Raw genomic sequence first — 19,188 nt, forward strand, 5'->3', positions numbered from 1 at the left:
CGGCCGGCATCGATCCAGACCACCACCGGGAGCGCACCATGATGGCATTCATTGGCACCGTGTTCGTTGGCCTCATCGTCGGACTGATCGCGCGCGCGGTCAAACCCGGCGACGACAAGATGGGCTGGATCATGACCATCGTCCTGGGGGTCCTGGGCTCGGTGATCGCCGGCTACGTCGGCCGCGCCCTGGGCTGGTACCAGCCGGGCGAACCCGCCGGCTGGATTGCGTCGGTGATCGGTGCGATCGTGCTGCTGGTGATCTACGGCATGGTGCGCCGCAAGGGCTGACTGGCCTTGCGCACCACGGCGTCGTTGGCATCGGCCAGGCTCGGCACCTCGCGCTTGGAAGGTGTGGGGGGCGCCGGCGCAGGTTCGGCCATCTGCGGGCGGGCCTCGAGCCCTTGCGCCAGCGCGGCGCCGGGCACGGCTTCGGTCGGCGCGGCCATGGTCGGCCCGCGCGGGGCGAGCAGCCCCGGGGCCGCGTCGCGGCAACGCAGCAGTGCGCGGTCGCCGCCCGGCGCCATCGCCGAAACCTGCGGCGCGATCGCACGCAGCACCCTGACCGCCAGCGCACTGGTAAAGCTGTAGCGCACTGCGTAGGGCTCCCTCACGTTGACCACCACGGTGCCGAAGAAGCGCTCGCCCAGCGTGAACACGAACGTCGCCGAGCGGTTCACCGAACGCGACGAGATCAGCCGCCCGCCCGGACCGTACACCTGGAAGCGCTGGTCGCCGGTGCCGGTCTTGCCCGCCACCATCAGCGTCGTGCCATCCCGCCCCGGCACCGTGAACGCGCCGCGGATTGACTTGGCAGTGCCGCGTTCCACCACATCCAGCATCGAGCGACGCGCCAGCGCGGCCACTTCGGCCGGCAACACGCGCTTGCCCTGCCCCGGCTGCAGCACGTAGCGCGTGGCGTACGGCGTGCCGTCGGCGAAGGCCAAGCTGCGTACCGCGGCGTTCTGCGTGACCACGCCACCCGCCAGCAGGATGCCGGCCAGCTCCGCCAGCGCGGCCGGGCGGTCGCCGGCGGCGCCGATGGCGCTGGCGTACGACGGCGTCAGCGAATCGAACGGATAGCCCAGGCGCTGCCAGCGCCGCGCGATGCGGGTGAAGGCGTCCTGCTCCAGCAGCGTGCGGATGCGGTTGTCCTGCCCGGCCTTGCTGCGCGTCTTGAACAGCCACTTGTAAACTTCCTGGCGCTCGGCGGTGCTGGCGCGCAGCACCTCTGCCAGCGTAGCGTCGGGATGCTGGTCCAGGTACTCCACCATCCACAGCTCCAGCGGATGCACGCGTGACAGGTAGCCGCGGTCGTTGAGGTTGAACTTGTCCTTGCCGTACTTGCGGTACAGCGCCGGCAGGTCTTCCTTGGCCAGCTGCTTGTCGCCCAGGCGCGCGCGCATGATGTGGATGTAGCTGGCCTCATCCAGGTATGGCCGTGCGCTCAGCAGCGTCACCGACGTGCGCACCGCGTTCAGGTGCGGAATGGTCATGCGTACCCGGCCCAGCAGCGTGTCCAGGCGCTGCGCCGAATCCTTGCCACGGTAGCGCTGGTAGAAGTTGGTCATGTAGGCGCTGCCTTCCTGGTCGGCAAAGCGCTCCAGGTACTCGCGCCGGCCGGGTGCGTTGCGGTCCTCGAACAGGTCGCCCATGTCCGGCTTGGCATGGAACATCTCATAGCGCACGATGTCGCGCATCATGCGGATAAAGACCAGGTTGACCGAATGCTGGAACCCGATGCGCACGGTCATGTTGCGCTCGCCCGACTCGCGCTCGAAGTTGGTGAAGCTCTGCAGGCCGCCGCCGGTGAAGAAGCCTTCGCCGGCGCTGCCGGAGTACTTGCGCTCCATGGCGGCTTCGAGCATCGCCATCAGCTCGCGCTCGGCGGGCCTGCGGGTCTTGGACAGGTAGTCCACCGCCCAGCGGCTGAGCGCGTCCTGGCGCGCCAGGTGCACCGCGGCCAGCTCGTCGCCGCTCATGCCGGCATAGCGCGAGTGCAGCTCGCTGATGATCTCCAGGTAAGTCACCAGCGTGCGCAGCTTGGCGGTCGATCCCAGGTTCAGGCGTGCGCCGCTGTTGACGTCGAAGGGCTGGTCGATATTGTCGGCCTGCACCCGCACCACGCTGGCGTTGCCCACGCGCTCGAACAGCGTGAAGCTCGCCGTCAGCTTCGACGGGTCATCGTTGTCGCGCAGCAGGTTGTGGCCGTACAGGCCCATGGCGCGCGCATCGGCCTTGTTGTTCACGCGCTGCAGCGTCTCGGTGATGATGCGCTGCGCCTCGCGGTTGATGGTGCTGTCCACGGTCAGGTCGAGCCGGTCCATGTCGTAGCGGCTTTCCACCCCCGTCAGCCGGGTGATGTCGGCGCGCACGCGGTTGACGGCCTTGCGCGTGACGAAGGGCTCCTGCGCCGGGCGCTGCGGCGGCGCCGCCTTCTCCAGCGGCTGCGCCAGTGCGGCGTCGCGCAGCTCGGCGGTAATGACGTTGTTGGCCGCCAGCAGGCGCAGGTAGCTGGCGGTGAGCGCATCCAGGTTGGTATCGTCGCGGCGCAGGTGGTAGGACGGGCGGCGCTGCGAGATGATCAGCGACAGCGCGCGCTTGAAGGCCTGCGCCTGGCGCGGCTCGGGCGCGCGCTGGTCGAGCTCCTTCAGCAGGCGGTTGATCTCGCTGAAGTCCTCGCCGTACCAGACCCACAGCGCGTCGCCGATGCCGTTGATCTCGCCGAAGCCTTCGCGCGCCGACAGCGGCACGGTGTTCAGGTAGTCGACCACGATGCGCTCGCGCGCGCGCTGCGTGTCGGGCCCATCCAGGTAGGCGCGCAATGACGCCGACGCCATCTGGCGGAATTTCTCCGGAATCGACGCGGTACGGCCTTCGGGCGAGTGCCGGTATTTCTCGATCTGCGTGGCCAGCGTGCTGCCGCCGGGGGCGTCGTGCGACTTGTCGGCCAGCCGGATCATCTGGTCGAGCACTGCGCGCGACAGCCGGCGAAAGTCCAGCGCCGGGTTCATATTGGGGTATTCCGGGTTGAGCAGGCCCTGGTTCTCGACGTACAGCAGCGAACTCACCAGCAGCGGCGGGATCGCGTTGAAATCCGCATACTGCCGCTGCGGATAGCGCTCGAACGCCAGCGTCAGTCCGTTGCAGTCGCGCAGCAGCAGGCCCGCCTGGTTTTTCTCGCGGTAGGGCGCGAACAGGCCCTGGTCCATCAGCCGCACCATGTCCGGCGACATACGCGCCTGTTCGGCCGGCACGTAGCCGCGCTGCTCCAGCCGCCTTGCAAAGCTGGGCAGCATGCCGTAGCCCATGCGCGCGTCATAGGGTCCGGAATGCGGGAAACGGATGCTGTCGCTGGCGCCCGGCTGGATCTCGAACGTCAGCCGCTGGCCAAGGCTGCCGATCAGCCGCGCCTGCCAGTGCGAATTGCGCACTTCGCTTGCGACAAAGCTATACACAACGTAGGCGCCGCCCGTTAGGGCGACCGCCAAGCCAGCGAAGATCCAGCCACGACGCGACACGTTTGGGCTTCCCTGTTGGGCCGGTGCTGCGCGAAGGGGGTGTCTTCGCACCGGCTCGAAGCGCAATTTTCTCGCGGCGCACGCACCGCGCGCGCCGCCTGTATTGATATTAGTAGGAGTAAAGCCAGCATGCAGCAACCGTGCGCAAGGTCATCGCGCCATTGCGAACATGCCTCAATCTAGGCAGCGCTTGCGCCACATCCCAGGTCCCATGCAGCGCTGCCATCGGGCGCGATCGGGGACTATTATTTGGCGATCCGCGCGCGTGCCACCGGGCGCCCGCCGAACGGGTAGCCCGGATCGTTATAGCCGTGGGTCGAGGCATGCCCCGGCGACACCAGCGCGTCGACCATCGCCTCTTCCTCGGGCGTGATGGCAACGTTCAGCGCACCGAAATAATCCTCGAACTGCGCCAGCGTGCGCGGTCCCGCGATCACCGACGAAATGATCGGATTGGCCAGCACCCATGCGGTGGCGAACTGCCCCGGCGTGAGCCCGCGGCCCTCGGCATGGGTCTTGAGTTGCTGCGCGATCACCAGCGATTCGTCGCGGAACTCGGTCTCCATCATGCGGCGGTCGGAGCGCCCCGCGCGCGTGCCCTGTCCCGGAGTCTGGCCGGGCGCGTACTTGCCGGTGAGCACGCCGCGCGCCACCGGGCTGTAGGGCACCACGCCCAGCCCGTAGTATTCGCACGCGGGCAGGATCTCCACCTCCGGCATCCGGTTCAGCAGGTTGTAGTACGGCTGGCAAGCCACCGGCCGCGGCACGCCCAGCTCGCCGCACAGCCGTGCGATTTCGGCGATGCGCCAGCCGCGGAAGTTCGACACCGCCCAGTAGCGGATCTTGCCGCTGCGCACCAGGTCGCCCATCGCGCGCACCGCCTCTTCCAGGTTCTCGCCGGGGTAGTCGCGGTGCAGGTAGAGGACGTCGATATAGTCGGTCGCCAGCCGGTGCAGGCTGTCCTCGACCGCGCGCGTGATCCACACCCGCGAATAGTGCGAGTGGTTGGGCGCGGACTGCATCGCGTTGCCCAGCTTGGTCGCCAGCACCCAGTCGTGGCGGTCGGCGGTCAGCAGCCGCCCGACCATCTGCTCCGACCCGCCCTTGCTGTACACATCGGCGGTATCGATGAAGTTCACGCCGTGATCGCGCGCGCTGGCGACGATGCGGGCGGCCTCGGCCTCGTCGGTCTGGTCGGCAAACATCATGGTGCCCAGGCACAGCGGCGAAACGCGCAGGTTGCTGGCGCCGAGGCGGCGGTAAGGCATGGTGGTATCTGGCATGGCGGTTCCTTCGGTGGGCGCGGCAAGGCGCGCCGGACTATGACAAAGCGATGAAAAACCGTGGCGGGGTCGGCTGTGACCACGATCCGACATTTTGCCGGGACTTGGCCAAACCTGCCGGCGCCGGCGCCGGCGCGGAACAACGTGGCAAAATCAACGGTATTTGGGCTTTTATTACCGGCCATTCAGCGAAAGAATCGACAGAAATGGCAGGCATATGTGGCTCTCAGGTCAATTGCCAGCCGCCATGGGCGCTTCGCGCCGGTGTCAATCAGACAATGTAGCCAATTTGCTCGGAATATTCCGAATACGCCATTTGGGACGCCCCTCGATAGTGGGGTAAAGCCAATGCTGGCAAGGCCGTGCGGGTTGCAGGCCTTGAGATAAATCTCCGCCGTCCGATAAGCATTTTCGCCACAGCAGCAATATTTCTGACATTCGGCCGGGGTCGGTTTGAGTAAAATGACGCCCGCCAAAATCCCGCCCCTTCACCGTCCATTTTTCCCGCCAGCATCATGAATCGCCATGCCCTCCCTTTCGCTTCCGGCAGCCAGTGCGGCGCGCCGTTGGCCCGCGGGTGTCCGGCCTGCGCGGAAGGCGGGCGGGCATGAGCGGCAGCATCGGCGCAACGGAGCAAGGCGTGGCAGTGACCTTCGCCATCCGGGCCTGGTCGGCCTGGGCGGGCGGCCTGCACTCCGCCGACGACTGGCGCGCATGGAGCGCGGCCCCGCACCTGCCAGCGCCGCCGTCGCAGCCCCCGGCCCTGCCGGAGATGGCGGCGATGCTGCGCCGGCGCCTGCCCGTGCTGGGGCGCGTGGCGCTGGCCGCGGCCTATGGCTGCGCGCCGGGCGATAGCGCGGCCGCGGTGCCCGCGGTGTTTGCCTCGCGCCACGGCGATACCGGGCGGCTGGTGACGATGCTCAGCGAACTGGCGGCCGGCGATGCACTGTCGCCGACCGCGTTCGGCCTGTCGGTGCACAACGCCATCGGCGCGCTGCGCTCGATCGACCTGGCCGATACCGGCAACCTGCTGGCCGTGTCCGCCGGGCGCGATACCGTGGAGACGGCGCTGCTCGAAGCCTGCAGCCTGCTCGCGGACGGCGCACCCGAAGTGATGCTGGTCCATTACGACGAACCCGTGGCCGCGCCCTACGCCGCGTTCGCGGATGAGCCCGCCTGCCTGTATGGCTGGTGCTGGCGCCTCGGCGCGCCGCGCGCGGGCGAACCCTGCTACACGCTGGCGCTCGCGGATGCACCCGCCGCGGCAGCGGCCGCGCCGCGACTGCCGCACGGGCTGGACGTGCTGCGCTTCATGCTGGCCGGCGACGCCCAACTGTGCCATCGGGGCGAGCATGCCGGCTGGCGGTGGCAGCGCCATGGTTGAGCGCGATGGTTGAGAGAATGGAGCGCGCCTGGCGCGTATGCGCCACCGGGCTGTGCTTTTCCGGCTTCGGGCTGGGCGGGCTGGTGCTGCGCGTGCTGGTGTTCCCGGCGCTCGCGCTGGCGCCATGGAGCGCGGCGCGGCGCCAGCGCATCTGCAAGAACGTGATCCACCACGCGTTCCGGCTGTTCCTGTGGCTGATGTGCGCGGTGGGCGTGATCCGCTACGAGGTGCGCAACGCGCAGCGGCTGCAACGCCAAGGGCTGCTGATCGTGGCCAACCACCCTTCGCTGATCGACGTGGTGTTCCTGATCGCGCTGACGCGCCGTGCCGACTGCGTGGTCAAGGCGGGCCTGGCGCGCAACCCGTTCACGCGCGGGCCGGTGCTGGCCACCGGCTATGTGCAGAACGATTCGGGCGCGCAGATGGTGCAGGACTGCATCGCCTCGCTGCGCGCGGGCAACAACCTCGTGATTTTTCCGGAGGGCACGCGCACCCCGGCCGACGGCAGCCTGCGGCTGCAGCGCGGCGCCGCCAATATCGCGGTGCGCGGCGGCTTTGCGCTGACACCGGTGGTGATCCGCTGCGAGCCGCCCACGCTGCGCAAGGGCGAGAAGTGGTACCGCGTACCGGTACGCAGGCCGCGCTACGTCATCGACGTGCGCGAAGACTTTGACACCCGGCAGCTGGCGAAAGCCGGCACCGACGACGCCATGGCCGTACGCGAGGTCACGCTGGCACTGACCGCTTACTTTTCCAGGGAGATACGCCGTGCAGGCGCTTGAGCAAGAAATCAAAGAACTGATCGTTTCGTCGCTGTCGCTGGAGGAAGTGGCGCCCGCAGACATCGACACCGATGCGCAGCTGTTCGTCGAAGGGCTGGGCCTGGATTCGATCGATGCGCTCGAACTCGGCCTGGCGCTGCAGAAGCGCTTCGGCGTCTCCATGAGCGGCGACAAGGAAGTGGTACGCGCCCGCTTTGCCAGCGTTGCCACGCTGGCGGCATTCGTCACCGCGCATCGCGCCGAACAGGCTTCGGCCTGAGTACGCCCCTGGTATCCGATACTTTCAAGCTGGTAGGCAAGGCCATGACCCACGACGAAATCTTTGCGCGCATTTCGGCAGTCCTGCAGGACTCCTTTGAAATCGACGCCGACCGCATCCGGCCGGAAGCCCGGCTCTACGAAGACCTGGACATCGACAGCATCGACGCAGTCGACCTGCTGGTCAAGCTCAAGCCGATGCTGGACAAGCCGCTCAAGCCCGAGCAATTCAAATCCGTGCGCACCATTCAGGACGTGGTGCAGGCGCTGGCGCTGCTGATCGACTCCGATTCCGCTGCGACGGCCTGATGGCGTGGCGCAACTGGAGCCTGGGTGCGCTGACGCTGTGCTACCCGGTGGCGGTCTATGTCGGGCTGCAGTACTGGCCGCCGCGCATGGTGGCATTGCTGCTGGTAGCGCTGATGCTGCTGCGCCTGGCCGCAGTGCGGCACGCCGGCTGGCGCCCGCTGGCGCTGGTCGCGGGCGCGATCGCGCTGGCGGTGCTCGCCTCAGGCGAGGCGATGCCGCTCAAGCTCTACCCGGCACTGGTCAACGCGGTGCTGCTGGCGGTGTTCGGCTGGAGCCTGTGGCGTCCGCCCACCGTGGTGGAGCGCCTGGCCCGGCTGCGCGACCCGGAACTGCCGCAGGCCGGCGTGGCCTACACGCGCAGGGTCACCGCTGCGTGGTGCCTGTTCTTCTGCGGCAACGGCTCGATTGCGCTGGCCACCGCCTGGTTTGCCAGCGACCGCGTGTGGGCGCTCTATAACGGCGCCATCGCCTACGTGCTGATCGGGGCGATGTTCGCGGGCGAGTGGCTGGTGCGCCGGCAGGTCATGGCAAGGAGCCGTCATGACTGAGTGGACGGGTATCCGCGGCGCGATGGCGGCGCTGGCTCGCCGCGTCGCAGCGCAATCCGGCGCCGATGCCGACGCCGCCCGCCTGCTGGCCCGCGCGGCCGCATGGCGCGCGGCCTTTGCCGTAGCGCCGTGCGCGCGCTGGGCCATCCATATCGAATCGACGCAGGAATTCGCCGCCGCCCTCTTCGGCGCATGGCATGCGGGCAAGCACGTGGTGCTGCCCGGCGACATGCGCCCGGACACGCTGCAGGCGCTACGCGTGCACACTGACGGCTGGGCCGGCGAACTGCCGGATGGCTTGCAGCCGCGGCAGGACCTCGACGGCGATGCCGGCGATTGGCCGCCGCTGTCGCCCGACGATACTGGCGTCACGCTGTTCACGTCCGGCTCCACCGGCGCGCCCGAGGCCATCCACAAGCGGCTGGCGCAGCTCGATGCGGAAACCGGCGCGCTGCAAGCCGCCTTTGGCGCGCAACTGCCGCCGGACGTTCGGCTGCTGACCACGGTTTCGCACCAGCATATCTACGGCCTGCTGTTCTGTGTGCTGTGGCCGCTGGCAGCCGGCCGCGCGTTGCCGCACGCGCGCCTCGCCTTCCATGAGGAAGTGGTCGCCGCCTGCGACAGTGCGCCGGTGGTGCTGGTCAGCAGCCCGGCGCACCTGCGCCGCATGCCGGAATCGCTGGACTGGTCCGCTGCCCGCGCGGCGGTGTGTGCGGTGTTCTCCTCCGGTGGGCCATTGCCGCCCACGGCGGCGGACGACGCGCTGCGCCATCTCGGGCAATCGCCCATCGAAGTCTTCGGCAGCTCCGAAACCGGCGGCATCGCCTGGCGCCAGCGCGCACGCCAGCAGGACCGCTGGACGGCGCTGCCCGGCGTGGCCTGGCGCCTGCAGGACGGCTTCCTGGCGGTGCGCTCGGCGCACCTGCCCACTGACGACTGGCATGTCTGCGCGGACCGTGCGCTGGCCGACGGCGAACAGGGCTTCGTGCTGGCCGGGCGCGCCGACCGCGTCGCCAAGATCGAAGAGAAGCGCGTGTCGTTGACCCGCATCGAGCAGGCGCTGGCGGCCTCGCCGCTGGTGCTGGATGCGCGCGTGGTGCTGGTGGATCTGGATGTCGGCACGCGCGTGGCGGCTGCGGTGGTGCTGGCGGAAGCCGGCGCCGCCATGCTGGCCGGCTTTGGCCAGATTCGCGGCCGGCCCGCGCTGATCGCCGCGTTGAAGGCGGCACTGGCCGACACCGTCGATCCGCTCGCGCTGCCGCGGCGCTGGCACCTGGCCACCGAAGCGCTGCCTTGCAATGCTCAGGGCAAGACCACCGAGGCGATGCTGCGCGAACTGTTCCGCCAGACACTGCCGCGCGCGGTCTGGATCGAAAGCAGCGAACATGCCGCCGCCGCCACGCTGGACGTCGGCGAACACCTGGCGATTTTCGACGGGCATTTCCCCGGCACGCCGATCGTGCCCGGCGTGGCGCAGATCGACTGGGTCATGACGCTGGCGCCGCAGCGCCTGCCGGTGCCGCCGCGCGAGCGCTTCCTGCGGCTGGACGTGCTCAAGTTCCAGGGCGTGATCCGCCCCGGCAGCCAGGTGCGGCTGGACCTGGAATGGCTGCCGGCCAAGGCCGCGCTGGCGTTCCGGCTGACCTCCGCGGCAGGCCCGCACGCCAGCGGCCGCATCATCTTCAGGAGCGAGCATGACTGACGCCGACTTCCATCCGGTGGTACTGGTGCCGGTCTACAACCACGAGCGCGCCATCGGCGCCATGGTCGATGCGATCCTGGCGCATCCGGTGTCCTGCCTGCTGGTCGACGACGGCAGCAATGCCGAATGCGCCGCAGTGCTGCACGAGCTCGCCGCGCGCCCGGACGGCCGCGTCACGCTGGTCAGACTCGAACAGAACCAGGGCAAGGGCGGGGCCGTGATGGCTGGCTTCGAGGCCGCCTGGCGCGCGGGCTACACCCACGCGCTGCAGATCGATGCGGACGGCCAGCACGATGCCGGCTGCATCCCCACCTTCCTCGACATGGCGCAACGCCATCCGGCGGCAATGGTGTGCGGCAACCCCGTCTACGACGCCTCGGTGCCGCGCGCGCGGCTGATCGGGCGCTACCTGACGCACGTGTGGGTCTGGGTCCACACGCTGTCGTTCGCGGTGCGCGATTCGATGTGCGGGCTGCGCGTCTATCCGCTCGCCGACGTGGTGCCGCTGACGCGCGCCGCGCGCATCGGGCCGCGCATGGAATTCGATATCGAGATCCTGGTACGGCTGGTCTGGCGCGGCGTGCGCATCATCAATATCCCGACGCCGGTGACCTACCCCAGCGACGGCGTCTCGCACTTCCGCGTCTGGCGCGACAACCTGCGCATTTCGTGGATGCATACGCGCCTGTTCTTCGGCATGCTGTGGCGCCTGCCCGTACTGATGGGACGCAAGCTGGCATGAGCACGACCGCACCCGGCGCGGCCCCGCCCGCAAGCACACCCGCCGCGCGCCACTGGAGCCGCATCGGCGAGGCCACCTGCGTGTGGGGCGTGTGGTGCCTGTACACGATCCACCGCCTGTTCGGGCGGCTGGCGTTTCGCGCGGTGCTGTACCCGGTCGTGACCTACTATTGGCTCGCGCATGGCGCGGCGCGCCGCGCCTCGCTCGATTACCTGCGCCGCGCGCATCGCGCTACCGGCGCGCAAGGCCCGCTGCCTGGCGCGCGCCATACGCTGCGCCACCTGTACGCGTTCGCCGACACGCTGCTCGACAAGCTGCTGGCGATCGGCGGCCGCTATGCCTTCGGCAACGTCACGCGCGAAGGCGCCGAGGTGATGCTGCGCCAGATCGAGAGCGGCCAGGGCGGCATCATCGTCACCGCGCATATGGGCTGCCTGGAGCTGTGCCGCGTGCTGGCCCGCCATCGCGCTGGCCTGCGCCTGACCGTGCTGGTGCATACCGCGCATGCGCAGCGCTTCAACCGCATCCTGGCCCGGCTCGATCCCGGCTCGACGCTGCAGCTGTACCAAGTCGACGAGATCTCGCCGGCCACCGCGCAGGAACTGGCCGACAAGGTGCGCGCCGGTGAGTTCGTCGCCATTGCCGGCGACCGCGCACCGGCCCACGGCGGGCGCGCCGTCAGCGTGCCGTTCCTGGGCGCGCCGGCGCGCTTCCCCGTCGGCCCCTATGTGCTGGCCGCGCTGATGGACTGCCCGCTGTTCGCGATGGGCTGCATCCGCCACGGCGATGGCCACCTGCTGCGCTTTACCGAGCTGGCGCGCCAAGTGCGCCTGCCGCGCGCCGGCCGCGCCGAGGCGCTGACCGGCTATGCCACCGCCTATGCCGACTGGCTCGCGCAGTTGCTGGTGCTGTCGCCGTACGACTGGTTCAACTTCTACGATTTCTGGGCCGACCCGGACAACACGCCCGGGCGCGCGCGCTGAGCCCGCGACCGACCCTCACAGCGCCATGACCCCAGACCTCAGCCACGAGATCACCCTCAGCCCCGCCTTCCACGACCTCGACCCGATGGACGTGGTGTGGCACGGCAACTATGTGCGCTACCTGGAGCAGGCGCGCTGCGCGCTGCTGGCGCGGTTCCAGTACGACTATCCCGCGATGCGCGATTCCGGCTATGCGTGGCCGGTGGTCGACCTGCGCCTGCGCTACGTGCGCCCGCTGGTCTACGGACAAACCGTGATCGTGCGTGCCACCATCGTCGAGTGGGAAAACCGGCTCAAGATCGACTACGTGCTGCGCGATGCCACCACCGGCGAGCGCCTGACCAAGGGCTATTCGGTGCAGGTAGCAGTGGACATGCGCACCGGCGAGATGTGCTACGAGTGTCCGCCGGTGCTGTGGGAACGGCTGGGGGTGAAGCCATGAAGCGCCGCACCTTGCTGGCCGCCCTCGCGGCGCTTGCCTGCGTGCCGGCGTTGCCGGCGCAGGCTGCCGATACGCTCGGCGCCATCGCCGCACGGCTGGCCGATGCGCCGGTGATCCGCGGCCGCTTCGAGCAGAAGCGGCAGCTTGCGGGCTTTACCAATCCGCTGCTCTCGCGCGGCGACTTCGTGCTGGCCCGCGAACGCGGGCTGGCCTGGACCACGCGCGAACCGATCGTGTCGAGCCTGCTGGTAACGCCCACGCAACTGGTGGTGCGCGGCGCCGACGGCCAGGTGCAGCAGCGTCTTGCCGCCGACGAGCAGCCGGCGATGCGCGTTGTCGGCGAATCGATGATCGCGGTGCTGCGTGGCGACCTGTCGAAGTTGTCGACGCGCTTTGCGCTGGATGCGAAGCTGGCTGGCAAGGACAGCTGGGCACTGACGCTGACGCCCACCGACAGCGGCATCCGGCGCGCCTTTGCCCGCATCGAGCTGAGCGGCGACCGCTTCGTGCGCAGCATCCGGCTGGAAGAGGCGGGCGGTGATGCCACCCAGATCCGCCTGCTCGAGCCGGTGGCGGCGCCAAGACTTTCCGCCGCGGAGGCGCAGCGCTTTGAGTGATTCCGCCAACCGCGTTCCGGTCCGTGCCCGCGCCGGCCTGGCGGGCATGGCGCCGCTGGCCCGCGTGCTGGCGTTCGCCTGGCTGCTGGCCGTGCTGGCGCTGGCCTTGCACCAGGCCAGCTTCTGGCGCAGCGCGCGCATCGATACCGACGTGATGGCGCTGCTGCCCGGCAGCGAGCGCACCGCCACCGCCGACCGCGTGCTGCGCCAGCTGGCCGACGGCGTCTCGCGCGAGATCATCGTGCTGGTCGGCGCGCCCGACTGGCAGCAGGCAAAGACGGCCGCGCAGCGCTTCGGCCAGGCCACCGGCGCGCATTCCGAGCTGCTGCGCCCGGTCGACAGGATCGCCGCCTTCGACTTCGACGCTGCGCTGTCCTTCTACCGCCCCTGGCGCGACCACCTGCTGACCGACGCCCAGCGCGCCATGCTCGGCCGCGCCGATGCCGACACGCTGGCGCAGCAGGCGCTGGCGCGGCTGTACCAGTTCTCGGCCGGCACCAGCCTGTCGGGCTGGTCGGCCGATCCGCTGGGGCTGTGGCAGGGCTGGTGGCTGTCGCGCGCGGACCTGACCCGCGTGCGCGAGCGCGACGGGCTGGCGGCGTTCTCGGCCGAAGGCATGCACTGGGTGCTGCTCACCTATCGCATCAGCAAGCCCGCGTTCTCGGTCAGCGGCGATACCGACTACGGCGACCTGCTGGCCACGGCCAATACCAGCGCGCGCCAGGGACAAGATGCGGTGCGCGTGGTGATGGCCGGCATCCCGCTGCACGCCGAGACGGCGGCGGCGCAGGCCAGCTTCGAGATGAACGCGATCGGGCTGGGCTCGCTGGCGGCGGTGTTGCTGCTGGTGTGGCTGGCCTTCCGCTCGCTGCGCCCGATCGTGCTGGTGGCGCTGTCGCTGTTGATCGGCACCGCCGCGGCGATCTCCGTGACCGGCGCCGTGTTCGAGCGCGTCCACCTGATTACACTGGTGTTCGGCGCCAGCCTGGTTGGCGTCGCCGAGGACTATGGCATCCACTACTTCGTGACGCGGCAGGCCGATGGCCGGCGCACGCCGGCGGGCGTAATGCGCCGGCTGCTGCCGGGCATGACGCTGGCGCTCTCCACCAGCGTGGTCGCCTACCTGGCGCTGGGCATCGCGCCGTTCCCGGGGCTGCGGCAGATGGCGCTGTTCTCGGCGGTAGGCCTGGTCGCTGCATTCCTGACCGTGGTGCTGTGGTTCCCGCTGCTCGACCGCGGCAGCCTGCGGCCGACGCGGCTGTCCGCGTGGCTGGCAGACAGCCTGGCGCGGTGGCCGCGCGCACGCGCCGATCGCCGCACGTTGCTGCTGGCAGCCATGCTCGCCGCCTTTATCGTGCCGGGCCTGCTGCAGGTGAAGGTGGTGGACGACGTGCGCCAGCTGCAAAGCTCGCCCCCAGCGCTGATCGAAGCCCAGCGCACCGCCGGCCGCCTGCTCGGCAGCCCCAGCCCGGCCCAGTTCCTGCTGGTGCGCGGCGACTCTGCCGACCAGGTGCTGCAGCGAGAGGAAGCCGCCAAGACGGCGCTGGCTGGCATCATGGCGGACGGCGGCATCGACGGCTTTGTCGCGCTGTCCGACTGGGTCCCCTCGGCGGCACGCCAGCGTGCAGACGCGGCGCTCGCATCGATGCTGGAGGCGCAGGTGCGCGAGCGCGTCGCGCACGTGACCGGCACGGCCGCCAGCCACGCTGCCAGCACCGAAATGGCCGGACCGGACGAAGTGCTGACCTTGCCGGTGTGGCTGGCCCATCCGGTATCGGAAGCCCTGCGCCACCTGTGGGTGGGCCGCGAAGGCAAGGACGGCAATTACGCCAGCGTGATGCTGCTGCGCGGCCTGGACGACCCGAAGACCATGCCCAAGGTGCAGGCCGCCGTGGCCGGCGTAGCGGGCGTCGAATGGGTCGACCGGGTGGCGGACCTGTCCGGCTTGCTGCACCATTACCGCGTGCTGATGACCTGGCTGCTGCTGGCCGGCGCCGCCGCGGTCTCGGTGCTGCTGGCGTGGCGTTACGGCCGCGCCGCCTGGCGCGCGCTGGTGCCGACCCTGCTGGCGGCGCTGTTCAGCGTGGCGCTGCTGGGCTGGCTGCACGTGCCGTTGCAGCTGTTCCCGGTGCTGGCGCTGGCGCTGCTGCTTGGCGTCGGCGTCGACTACGGCATCTTCCTGCTGGAGCACCCCGGCGATGGCGTATCGTGGACGGCGATCGTGCTGGGCGCCGCAAGTACGCTGCTCGCCTTCGGCCTGCTGGCGCTGTCGTCCACGCCGGCGCTGCATGCCTTCGGCGTCACCATGCTGGCCGGCGTCGGCGCGGTCTGGGTGCTGTCGCCCTGGTTCCGGCCGCTGGCGCAGCAAGGAAATTCGCATGGCGGGCACTGAGCCACGAGCCTGTTCCCGTCATCTCGCAGTCCCTGAGTATTGAGATTGAAGCTTTTGACATCCTCTCCTCCCTAGGCTCTAAAGGGAGGAGATTCCCTCTGCAGGCGATCGATGTCCCGATCGGGCAAGGATATTTAGCGCAGCGTTCACATCGCGATCATGTACAGCACCGCATCGACTGCATACCCACTGCCTTATTCCAAGGTCTGCGATACCTTTCGGCCTCTCCGGCGGCATCGTGTCACACGAAGAGCAGACCTGGGTGGTGAAACGTTCGTCGACTTCCTCGTACCACGCGCCATGCGCAATCGCCTTGTACGCGAGCATTGTGCGGAAGGACGACCAGCCTGCATCGAGGACGGACTTCGCCATGCTGGTTCTGGCGAGGCTGGCGGCATTCACATTACCCACCGCGATGTAGTCGAAGTCCCGCACGATGCGATGCGAGAGCTTGTGCAGGAAGTCACGCCGCGCATTGGTGATGCGCGCGTGGACGTTGGTGGCCTGTCGTTTCTTGCGCGCACGCTGCGCTTTGGCAAGGGCTTGCTCAAGTTGGCCAAGGTGGCGCGGATTCCCGATCTTCTCGCCGGTGGAGAGTGTGGCAAGGTCCTTCAAGCCCAGATCGATGCCGACGCCGCGTTCCGGGCAGCGGGCCTGAGTGTCGGCAACTTCAATCACGATGTTCAGGAACCAATTGCCCCGGGCGTCGCGCGAGAAATTCGTGCCGTCCTTGATCTTGCCCTCGGGAAGGGGCCTCGAGTTGAACACGCGAAATGTGCTGCCGGCAAAGCGGAATGCGTCGCCCGAGCGCTTGAGATCCCGGCCCTTGAGCGGCACCCAGCCGAGGGATCTGCGGCCGCGATAGCGCAAATAGGGCCGGCGATGCTGGCTACGCGACTTGGCGTACTGCTCGCAAACCGCATTGACGGTACCCGAATGGATGCCGAGCTCCTTGCTGCTGCCGGTCGTCAGCACGTTCAGATCGAAGCCCGTAGGCCATTTTTTGCCCCATTTGAGCGCGTGCTTCTGCGTATCATTGCAGAAGTTCCAGACGTAGTTCACTACGCGGCTCTGCTGATTGAGCAGGCCGTTCAGCGACTTCACCCGGTAGCGATAGACGAGAAGCATGCCGGCCATTCTAACTTGGGAATGCCGCCTGTCGGCGGCGCTCCTTTCACTCCCCGCCCTGAAGGCCCTGAAGGGCGGGGTTTCTCGGAGCAAGTCTGATGAAAACGGAAACCACGGATGTCGTCATCATCGGCGCAGGCCCTGCGGGCTCGGTCGCGGCCGGCTTGCTGCGCAAGCACGGAATCCCGGTGCTGGTGATCGAGAAGGAGACGTTCCCACGCTTTTCGATCGGCGAAAGCCTGCTGCCGCAGAGCATGGCCTATATCGAAGAGGCCGGCATGCTGCGCGCGGTGGTGGAAGCGGGCTTCCAGTACAAGAACGGCGCCGCCTTCTCGCGCGGCACGCAGCAGACCGCGTTCGACTTCCGCGAGAAGTTCTCGCCCGGCTGGGGCACCACCTACCAAGTGCAGCGCGCGCGCTTTGACGACGTGCTGATCCGCGACGCCGCACGCCAGGGCGCGGAGGTGCGCTTCTCGCACCTGGTCGAGAACGTCGACGTGAGTGGCGCGCAGCCCGAGGTCACCGTGCGCGCGCCGGACGGCAGCCAGTACACGGTGCGCGCGAAGTTCTTGCTCGATGCCTCCGGCTTCGGCCGCATCCTGCCGCGCCTGCTGAACCTGGAATCGCCGTCGGGCTTCCCGGTGCGCAGCGCGATCTTCACGCACGTGGAAGACCACATCGCGCCGGGCGAGTTCGATCGCAACAAGATCCTGATCAGCGTGCATCCAGAACACCAGGACGTCTGGTACTGGACCATCCCGTTCTCCGACGGCCGCTGCTCGCAGGGCGTGGTTGCCGAGAAGGCCTTCCTGGACCGCTACACCGGCACCGAGACCGAGCGCCTGCAAGCGCTGGTGAACGAGGAGCCGGGCCTGGCCGGGCTGCTCGCCAATGCGCAATGGGACACCCCGGCGCGCCAGATCGCAGGCTACTCGGCCAATGTGAAATCGCTGTGGGGCAACGGCTATGCGCTGCTCGGCAATGCCGGCGAGTTCCTCGACCCGGTGTTCTCCTCCGGCGTCACCATCGCCTTCAAGTCGGCCAGCCTCGCCGCGCAATGCCTGGTGCGCCAGCTTTCCGGCGAGACCGTGGACTGGGAGAAGGAGTTCGCGCAACCGCTCAAGGCCGGCGTGGACTGCTTCCGCGTCTTTGTCGAAGCCTGGTACGAAGGCCGTTTCCAGAAGCTGATCTTCCACCCCAACGCCACCCCGGAAATCCGCGGCATGATCTCCGCGATCCTGGCCGGCTACGCATGGGACCGCAACAATCCCTTCGTCGCCGAGCCGCGCCGCCGGCTGGCGGTGTTGGAAGAGTTCTGCAAGGTCTGATGCGCCGCCTTACCTTGTCCGCGCTGGTGTTGGCCGCTGCCCTGGCAGCGGGCTGTGCCGCCCCGGGTGCCGCCCCCGAGCACGCCGCGCCGCAGCCCGGTGCCACGGCCTTGCTGCGCCTGCCGCCGGCATCGCTGCAGCGCGAACTGAAGCTGCAGCAGCACATCATCGTCGAGTTCCAGTTGCAGGGCCGCACCGAGCGCCGCGAGCTGATGGCGCTGCTGGAAGCCGATGCCGCGCACACGCGGCTCGCAGCCGTGGCCGGCGGGCAGGTGCTGGCGCGGCTGAGCTGGGACGGGACGAACCTGCAGGTCTCGCGCTCGCCATGGGCGCCCGCGGAACTGCAGCCGGAGCGCATCCTGAGCGACCTGCAGTTGTCGCTGTGGCCGGCTGACGCGATCCGCGCCGCATTGCCCGCGGGATGGAGCTTCGACGCAACACCCGCACTGCGCCAGTTGCGCCAGGGCACCGAAACCGTTGCCGAGATCCGTTTTCCGGATGCGGCCACCACGCTGTTCGTGCAGTACCGCGACGGCTACCGGCTGACGATCCGCAACCTTCCGGCGCAAGGCGGTGCGGCATGACGGCGTTCCTGAACACCGTCGGCATCCGCTGTGCGCTCGGCCGCGGGCAGGATGCCGTGCGCGAAGCCATGTGGCAGGCAGACGCCCCCTTGGCCGGTGAAGTCACCGACCGCTACAGCCCGGGCCGCCAGCTGCTGCTCGGCACGGTGAACGATCTTGCGGACGATGCTGCGCCGGCGCACACCGACCCGCGCCATCGCAGCCGCAACAACGCCATGCTGCTCGACGCACTGGCGCAGGTGCGCCCGGCGGTGGATGACGCGATCGCCCGTGTCGGTCCCGCGCGCGTGGCGGTGGTGATGGGCACCAGCACCTCCGGCATCCGCGAAGGCGAGTTGGCGGTGCAGGCGCTGGTGCGCGGCAATGCCTTCCCGCAGAGCTACCACTACGGCCAGCAGGAGCTGGGCTCGCCGGCGAGCTTCCTCGCAGGAGTGCTGGGAACGAAGGGGCCGGCCTACACCATTTCGACCGCATGCTCATCGAGCGCCAAGGCACTTGCCGCCGGCGCACGGCTGCTGCGCCATGGGCTGGCTGACGTGGTGCTTGCCGGCGGCGTCGATACGCTGTGTGCCTTTACCGTAGCCGGCTTTTCCGCGCTCGAATCGGTCAGCGCGGCGCGCTGCAATCCGCTGTCGGCCAACCGCAACGGCATCAACCTTGGCGAAGGCGCGGCGCTGTTCCTGATGTCGCGCGAGCCGGGCCCGGTGCGCCTGCCCGGCTGGGGCGAGTCATCGGATGCGTTCCATGTCTCCGCACCGGACCCGCAGGGCAAGGGCGCGCGCCTGGCGATGCAGCAGGCGCTGGCGCGGGCGGGCATCGGCGCAGAGGCGATCGACTATGTGAACCTGCATGGCACCGCCACGCCGGCCAACGACGTGATGGAAGCACATGCTGTCGCCGACGTGCTCGGCCGCGAGGTGCCCGTGAGCTCCACCAAGCCGCTGACCGGCCACACGCTCGGTGCGGCCGGCGCAATCGAAGCCGCATTGATGTGGCTGACGCTGAACGGCAATCCGCATGGCAAGCTGCCGCCGCACTGGTGGGACGGCGCGGCCGATGCCGCGCTGCCAGTGCTGCACGTCGCCGGCCCGGGCAGCACGCTCGGGCGCGCACCGCGCTACGTGATGAGCCATTCGTTCGCTTTTGGCGGCAGCAACTGCGTGCTGGTGCTGGGGGAGGGATAAAC

The 19,188-nt window shown here is 68.9% G+C and carries 19 protein-coding genes; 16 read left to right on the forward strand and 3 right to left on the reverse strand.

The window, feature by feature from the left end; all coding sequences use genetic code 11:
- Nucleotides 1-38 precede the first annotated feature (38 nt).
- A complete protein-coding gene (locus ABNX08_RS31870) occupies nt 39-290 on the forward strand; it encodes a GlsB/YeaQ/YmgE family stress response membrane protein (protein WP_022539791.1) in 252 nt (83 codons plus the stop codon).
- Here ABNX08_RS31870 and ABNX08_RS31875 read toward each other — a convergent pair.
- Both ABNX08_RS31875 and ABNX08_RS31880 read right to left on the reverse strand, forming a co-directional pair.
- Nucleotides 263-3,520 carry a transglycosylase domain-containing protein gene (locus tag ABNX08_RS31875; RefSeq protein ID WP_041681873.1) on the reverse strand — a complete coding sequence of 1,086 codons (3,258 nt, stop codon included), beginning with the start codon at nt 3,518-3,520 and terminating at the stop codon, nt 263-265. The genes ABNX08_RS31870 and ABNX08_RS31875 overlap by 28 nt on opposite strands.
- 245 nt (nt 3,521-3,765) lie before the next feature.
- On the reverse strand, nt 3,766-4,803 hold the full coding sequence (locus ABNX08_RS31880; RefSeq protein ID WP_022539793.1) for an aldo/keto reductase: 1,038 nt from the start codon (nt 4,801-4,803) through the stop codon (nt 3,766-3,768).
- A 50-nt stretch (nt 4,804-4,853) separates the two neighbouring features.
- Between ABNX08_RS31880 and ABNX08_RS31885 the strand changes: the two genes are divergently transcribed.
- The 12 genes from ABNX08_RS31885 to ABNX08_RS31940 all read left to right on the forward strand — a co-directional run bounded on the left by ABNX08_RS31885 (nt 4,854) and on the right by ABNX08_RS31940 (nt 14,962).
- Nucleotides 4,854-5,087 carry a hypothetical protein gene (locus ABNX08_RS31885; protein WP_349608751.1) on the forward strand — a complete coding sequence of 78 codons (234 nt, stop codon included), beginning with the start codon at nt 4,854-4,856 and terminating at the stop codon, nt 5,085-5,087.
- Between the two features lie 323 nt (nt 5,088-5,410).
- Nucleotides 5,411-6,187: a beta-ketoacyl synthase chain length factor gene (locus ABNX08_RS31890; RefSeq protein WP_022539794.1), complete on the forward strand. Its 777-nt coding sequence runs from the start codon at nt 5,411-5,413 to the stop codon at nt 6,185-6,187.
- A gap of 5 nt (nt 6,188-6,192) precedes the next feature.
- Complete coding sequence (locus ABNX08_RS31895) at nt 6,193-6,969, forward strand: 1-acyl-sn-glycerol-3-phosphate acyltransferase (RefSeq protein WP_022539795.1); 777 nt, start codon at nt 6,193-6,195, stop codon at nt 6,967-6,969.
- The gene (locus ABNX08_RS31900) at nt 6,956-7,228 is read left to right on the forward strand and encodes a phosphopantetheine-binding protein (protein WP_022539796.1); all 273 of its coding nucleotides are present in this window, start codon (nt 6,956-6,958) and stop codon (nt 7,226-7,228) included. The genes ABNX08_RS31895 and ABNX08_RS31900 overlap by 14 nt, the downstream gene beginning before the upstream one ends.
- 44 nt (nt 7,229-7,272) lie before the next feature.
- Complete coding sequence (locus tag ABNX08_RS31905; RefSeq protein WP_022539797.1) at nt 7,273-7,536, forward strand: acyl carrier protein; 264 nt, start codon at nt 7,273-7,275, stop codon at nt 7,534-7,536.
- Nucleotides 7,536-8,084, forward strand: a complete 549-nt coding sequence (locus ABNX08_RS31910; RefSeq protein ID WP_022539798.1) for a membrane protein — start codon at nt 7,536-7,538, stop codon at nt 8,082-8,084. Before ABNX08_RS31905 ends, ABNX08_RS31910 begins: the two co-directional genes overlap by 1 nt.
- Nucleotides 8,077-9,786 (forward strand): AMP-binding protein, encoded by a 1,710-nt coding sequence (locus ABNX08_RS31915; RefSeq protein WP_022539799.1) that lies wholly within the window; start codon nt 8,077-8,079, stop codon nt 9,784-9,786. Before ABNX08_RS31910 ends, ABNX08_RS31915 begins: the two co-directional genes overlap by 8 nt.
- Entirely contained in the window at nt 9,779-10,528 is a 750-nt protein-coding gene (locus tag ABNX08_RS31920) for a glycosyltransferase family 2 protein (protein ID WP_022539800.1), read from the forward strand. Before ABNX08_RS31915 ends, ABNX08_RS31920 begins: the two co-directional genes overlap by 8 nt.
- Nucleotides 10,525-11,511, forward strand: a complete 987-nt coding sequence (locus tag ABNX08_RS31925) for a lipid A biosynthesis acyltransferase (RefSeq protein WP_022539801.1) — start codon at nt 10,525-10,527, stop codon at nt 11,509-11,511. The genes ABNX08_RS31920 and ABNX08_RS31925 overlap by 4 nt, the downstream gene beginning before the upstream one ends.
- A 25-nt stretch (nt 11,512-11,536) precedes the next feature.
- Complete coding sequence (locus ABNX08_RS31930; RefSeq protein WP_022539802.1) at nt 11,537-11,953, forward strand: thioesterase family protein; 417 nt, start codon at nt 11,537-11,539, stop codon at nt 11,951-11,953.
- Complete coding sequence (locus tag ABNX08_RS31935; RefSeq protein ID WP_022539803.1) at nt 11,950-12,570, forward strand: outer membrane lipoprotein carrier protein LolA; 621 nt, start codon at nt 11,950-11,952, stop codon at nt 12,568-12,570. The genes ABNX08_RS31930 and ABNX08_RS31935 overlap by 4 nt, the downstream gene beginning before the upstream one ends.
- A complete protein-coding gene (locus tag ABNX08_RS31940; RefSeq protein WP_022539804.1) occupies nt 12,563-14,962 on the forward strand; it encodes an MMPL family transporter in 2,400 nt (799 codons plus the stop codon). Before ABNX08_RS31935 ends, ABNX08_RS31940 begins: the two co-directional genes overlap by 8 nt.
- A 78-nt stretch (nt 14,963-15,040) precedes the next feature.
- On the opposite strand, the gene ABNX08_RS31945 is transcribed toward ABNX08_RS31940, so the two are convergent.
- Nucleotides 15,041-16,090: an RNA-guided endonuclease TnpB family protein gene (locus ABNX08_RS31945; protein ID WP_041681325.1), complete on the reverse strand. Its 1,050-nt coding sequence runs from the start codon at nt 16,088-16,090 to the stop codon at nt 15,041-15,043.
- Between the two features lie 98 nt (nt 16,091-16,188).
- Between ABNX08_RS31945 and ABNX08_RS31950 the strand changes: the two genes are divergently transcribed.
- From ABNX08_RS31950 to ABNX08_RS31960, 3 genes are read left to right on the forward strand one after another with little or no spacing between them, the layout of a single operon-like run.
- A complete protein-coding gene (locus ABNX08_RS31950; RefSeq protein WP_022539805.1) occupies nt 16,189-17,418 on the forward strand; it encodes an NAD(P)/FAD-dependent oxidoreductase in 1,230 nt (409 codons plus the stop codon).
- Nucleotides 17,418-18,002, forward strand: a complete 585-nt coding sequence (locus ABNX08_RS31955) for a DUF3261 domain-containing protein (RefSeq protein WP_022539806.1) — start codon at nt 17,418-17,420, stop codon at nt 18,000-18,002. The genes ABNX08_RS31950 and ABNX08_RS31955 overlap by 1 nt, the downstream gene beginning before the upstream one ends.
- The gene (locus ABNX08_RS31960; protein WP_022539807.1) at nt 17,999-19,186 is read left to right on the forward strand and encodes a beta-ketoacyl-ACP synthase; all 1,188 of its coding nucleotides are present in this window, start codon (nt 17,999-18,001) and stop codon (nt 19,184-19,186) included. The genes ABNX08_RS31955 and ABNX08_RS31960 overlap by 4 nt, the downstream gene beginning before the upstream one ends.
- Nucleotides 19,187-19,188: the final 2 nt, after the last annotated feature.

Origin of the sequence: Cupriavidus sp. DF5525 (assembly GCF_040149425.2) — a bacterium.
GTDB lineage: Bacteria > Pseudomonadota > Gammaproteobacteria > Burkholderiales > Burkholderiaceae > Cupriavidus > Cupriavidus pickettii_A.

What these genes read in the sequence shown, in the direction of transcription:
- ABNX08_RS31870 (WP_022539791.1), top strand. Translation starts at nt 39, where the DNA reads ATGATGGCATTCATTGGCACCGTGTTCGTTGGCCTCATCGTCGGACTG.
- ABNX08_RS31880 (WP_022539793.1), bottom strand. Translation starts at nt 4,803, where the DNA reads ATGCCAGATACCACCATGCCTTACCGCCGCCTCGGCGCCAGCAACCTG.
- ABNX08_RS31885 (WP_349608751.1), top strand. Translation starts at nt 4,854, where the DNA reads ATGAAAAACCGTGGCGGGGTCGGCTGTGACCACGATCCGACATTTTGC.
- ABNX08_RS31890 (WP_022539794.1), top strand. Translation starts at nt 5,411, where the DNA reads ATGAGCGGCAGCATCGGCGCAACGGAGCAAGGCGTGGCAGTGACCTTC.
- ABNX08_RS31895 (WP_022539795.1), top strand. Translation starts at nt 6,193, where the DNA reads ATGGTTGAGAGAATGGAGCGCGCCTGGCGCGTATGCGCCACCGGGCTG.
- ABNX08_RS31905 (WP_022539797.1), top strand. Translation starts at nt 7,273, where the DNA reads ATGACCCACGACGAAATCTTTGCGCGCATTTCGGCAGTCCTGCAGGAC.
- ABNX08_RS31910 (WP_022539798.1), top strand. Translation starts at nt 7,536, where the DNA reads ATGGCGTGGCGCAACTGGAGCCTGGGTGCGCTGACGCTGTGCTACCCG.
- ABNX08_RS31915 (WP_022539799.1), top strand. Translation starts at nt 8,077, where the DNA reads ATGACTGAGTGGACGGGTATCCGCGGCGCGATGGCGGCGCTGGCTCGC.
- ABNX08_RS31920 (WP_022539800.1), top strand. Translation starts at nt 9,779, where the DNA reads ATGACTGACGCCGACTTCCATCCGGTGGTACTGGTGCCGGTCTACAAC.
- ABNX08_RS31925 (WP_022539801.1), top strand. Translation starts at nt 10,525, where the DNA reads ATGAGCACGACCGCACCCGGCGCGGCCCCGCCCGCAAGCACACCCGCC.
- ABNX08_RS31930 (WP_022539802.1), top strand. Translation starts at nt 11,537, where the DNA reads ATGACCCCAGACCTCAGCCACGAGATCACCCTCAGCCCCGCCTTCCAC.
- ABNX08_RS31935 (WP_022539803.1), top strand. Translation starts at nt 11,950, where the DNA reads ATGAAGCGCCGCACCTTGCTGGCCGCCCTCGCGGCGCTTGCCTGCGTG.
- ABNX08_RS31945 (WP_041681325.1), bottom strand. Translation starts at nt 16,090, where the DNA reads ATGCTTCTCGTCTATCGCTACCGGGTGAAGTCGCTGAACGGCCTGCTC.
- ABNX08_RS31950 (WP_022539805.1), top strand. Translation starts at nt 16,189, where the DNA reads ATGAAAACGGAAACCACGGATGTCGTCATCATCGGCGCAGGCCCTGCG.
- ABNX08_RS31955 (WP_022539806.1), top strand. Translation starts at nt 17,418, where the DNA reads ATGCGCCGCCTTACCTTGTCCGCGCTGGTGTTGGCCGCTGCCCTGGCA.
- ABNX08_RS31960 (WP_022539807.1), top strand. Translation starts at nt 17,999, where the DNA reads ATGACGGCGTTCCTGAACACCGTCGGCATCCGCTGTGCGCTCGGCCGC.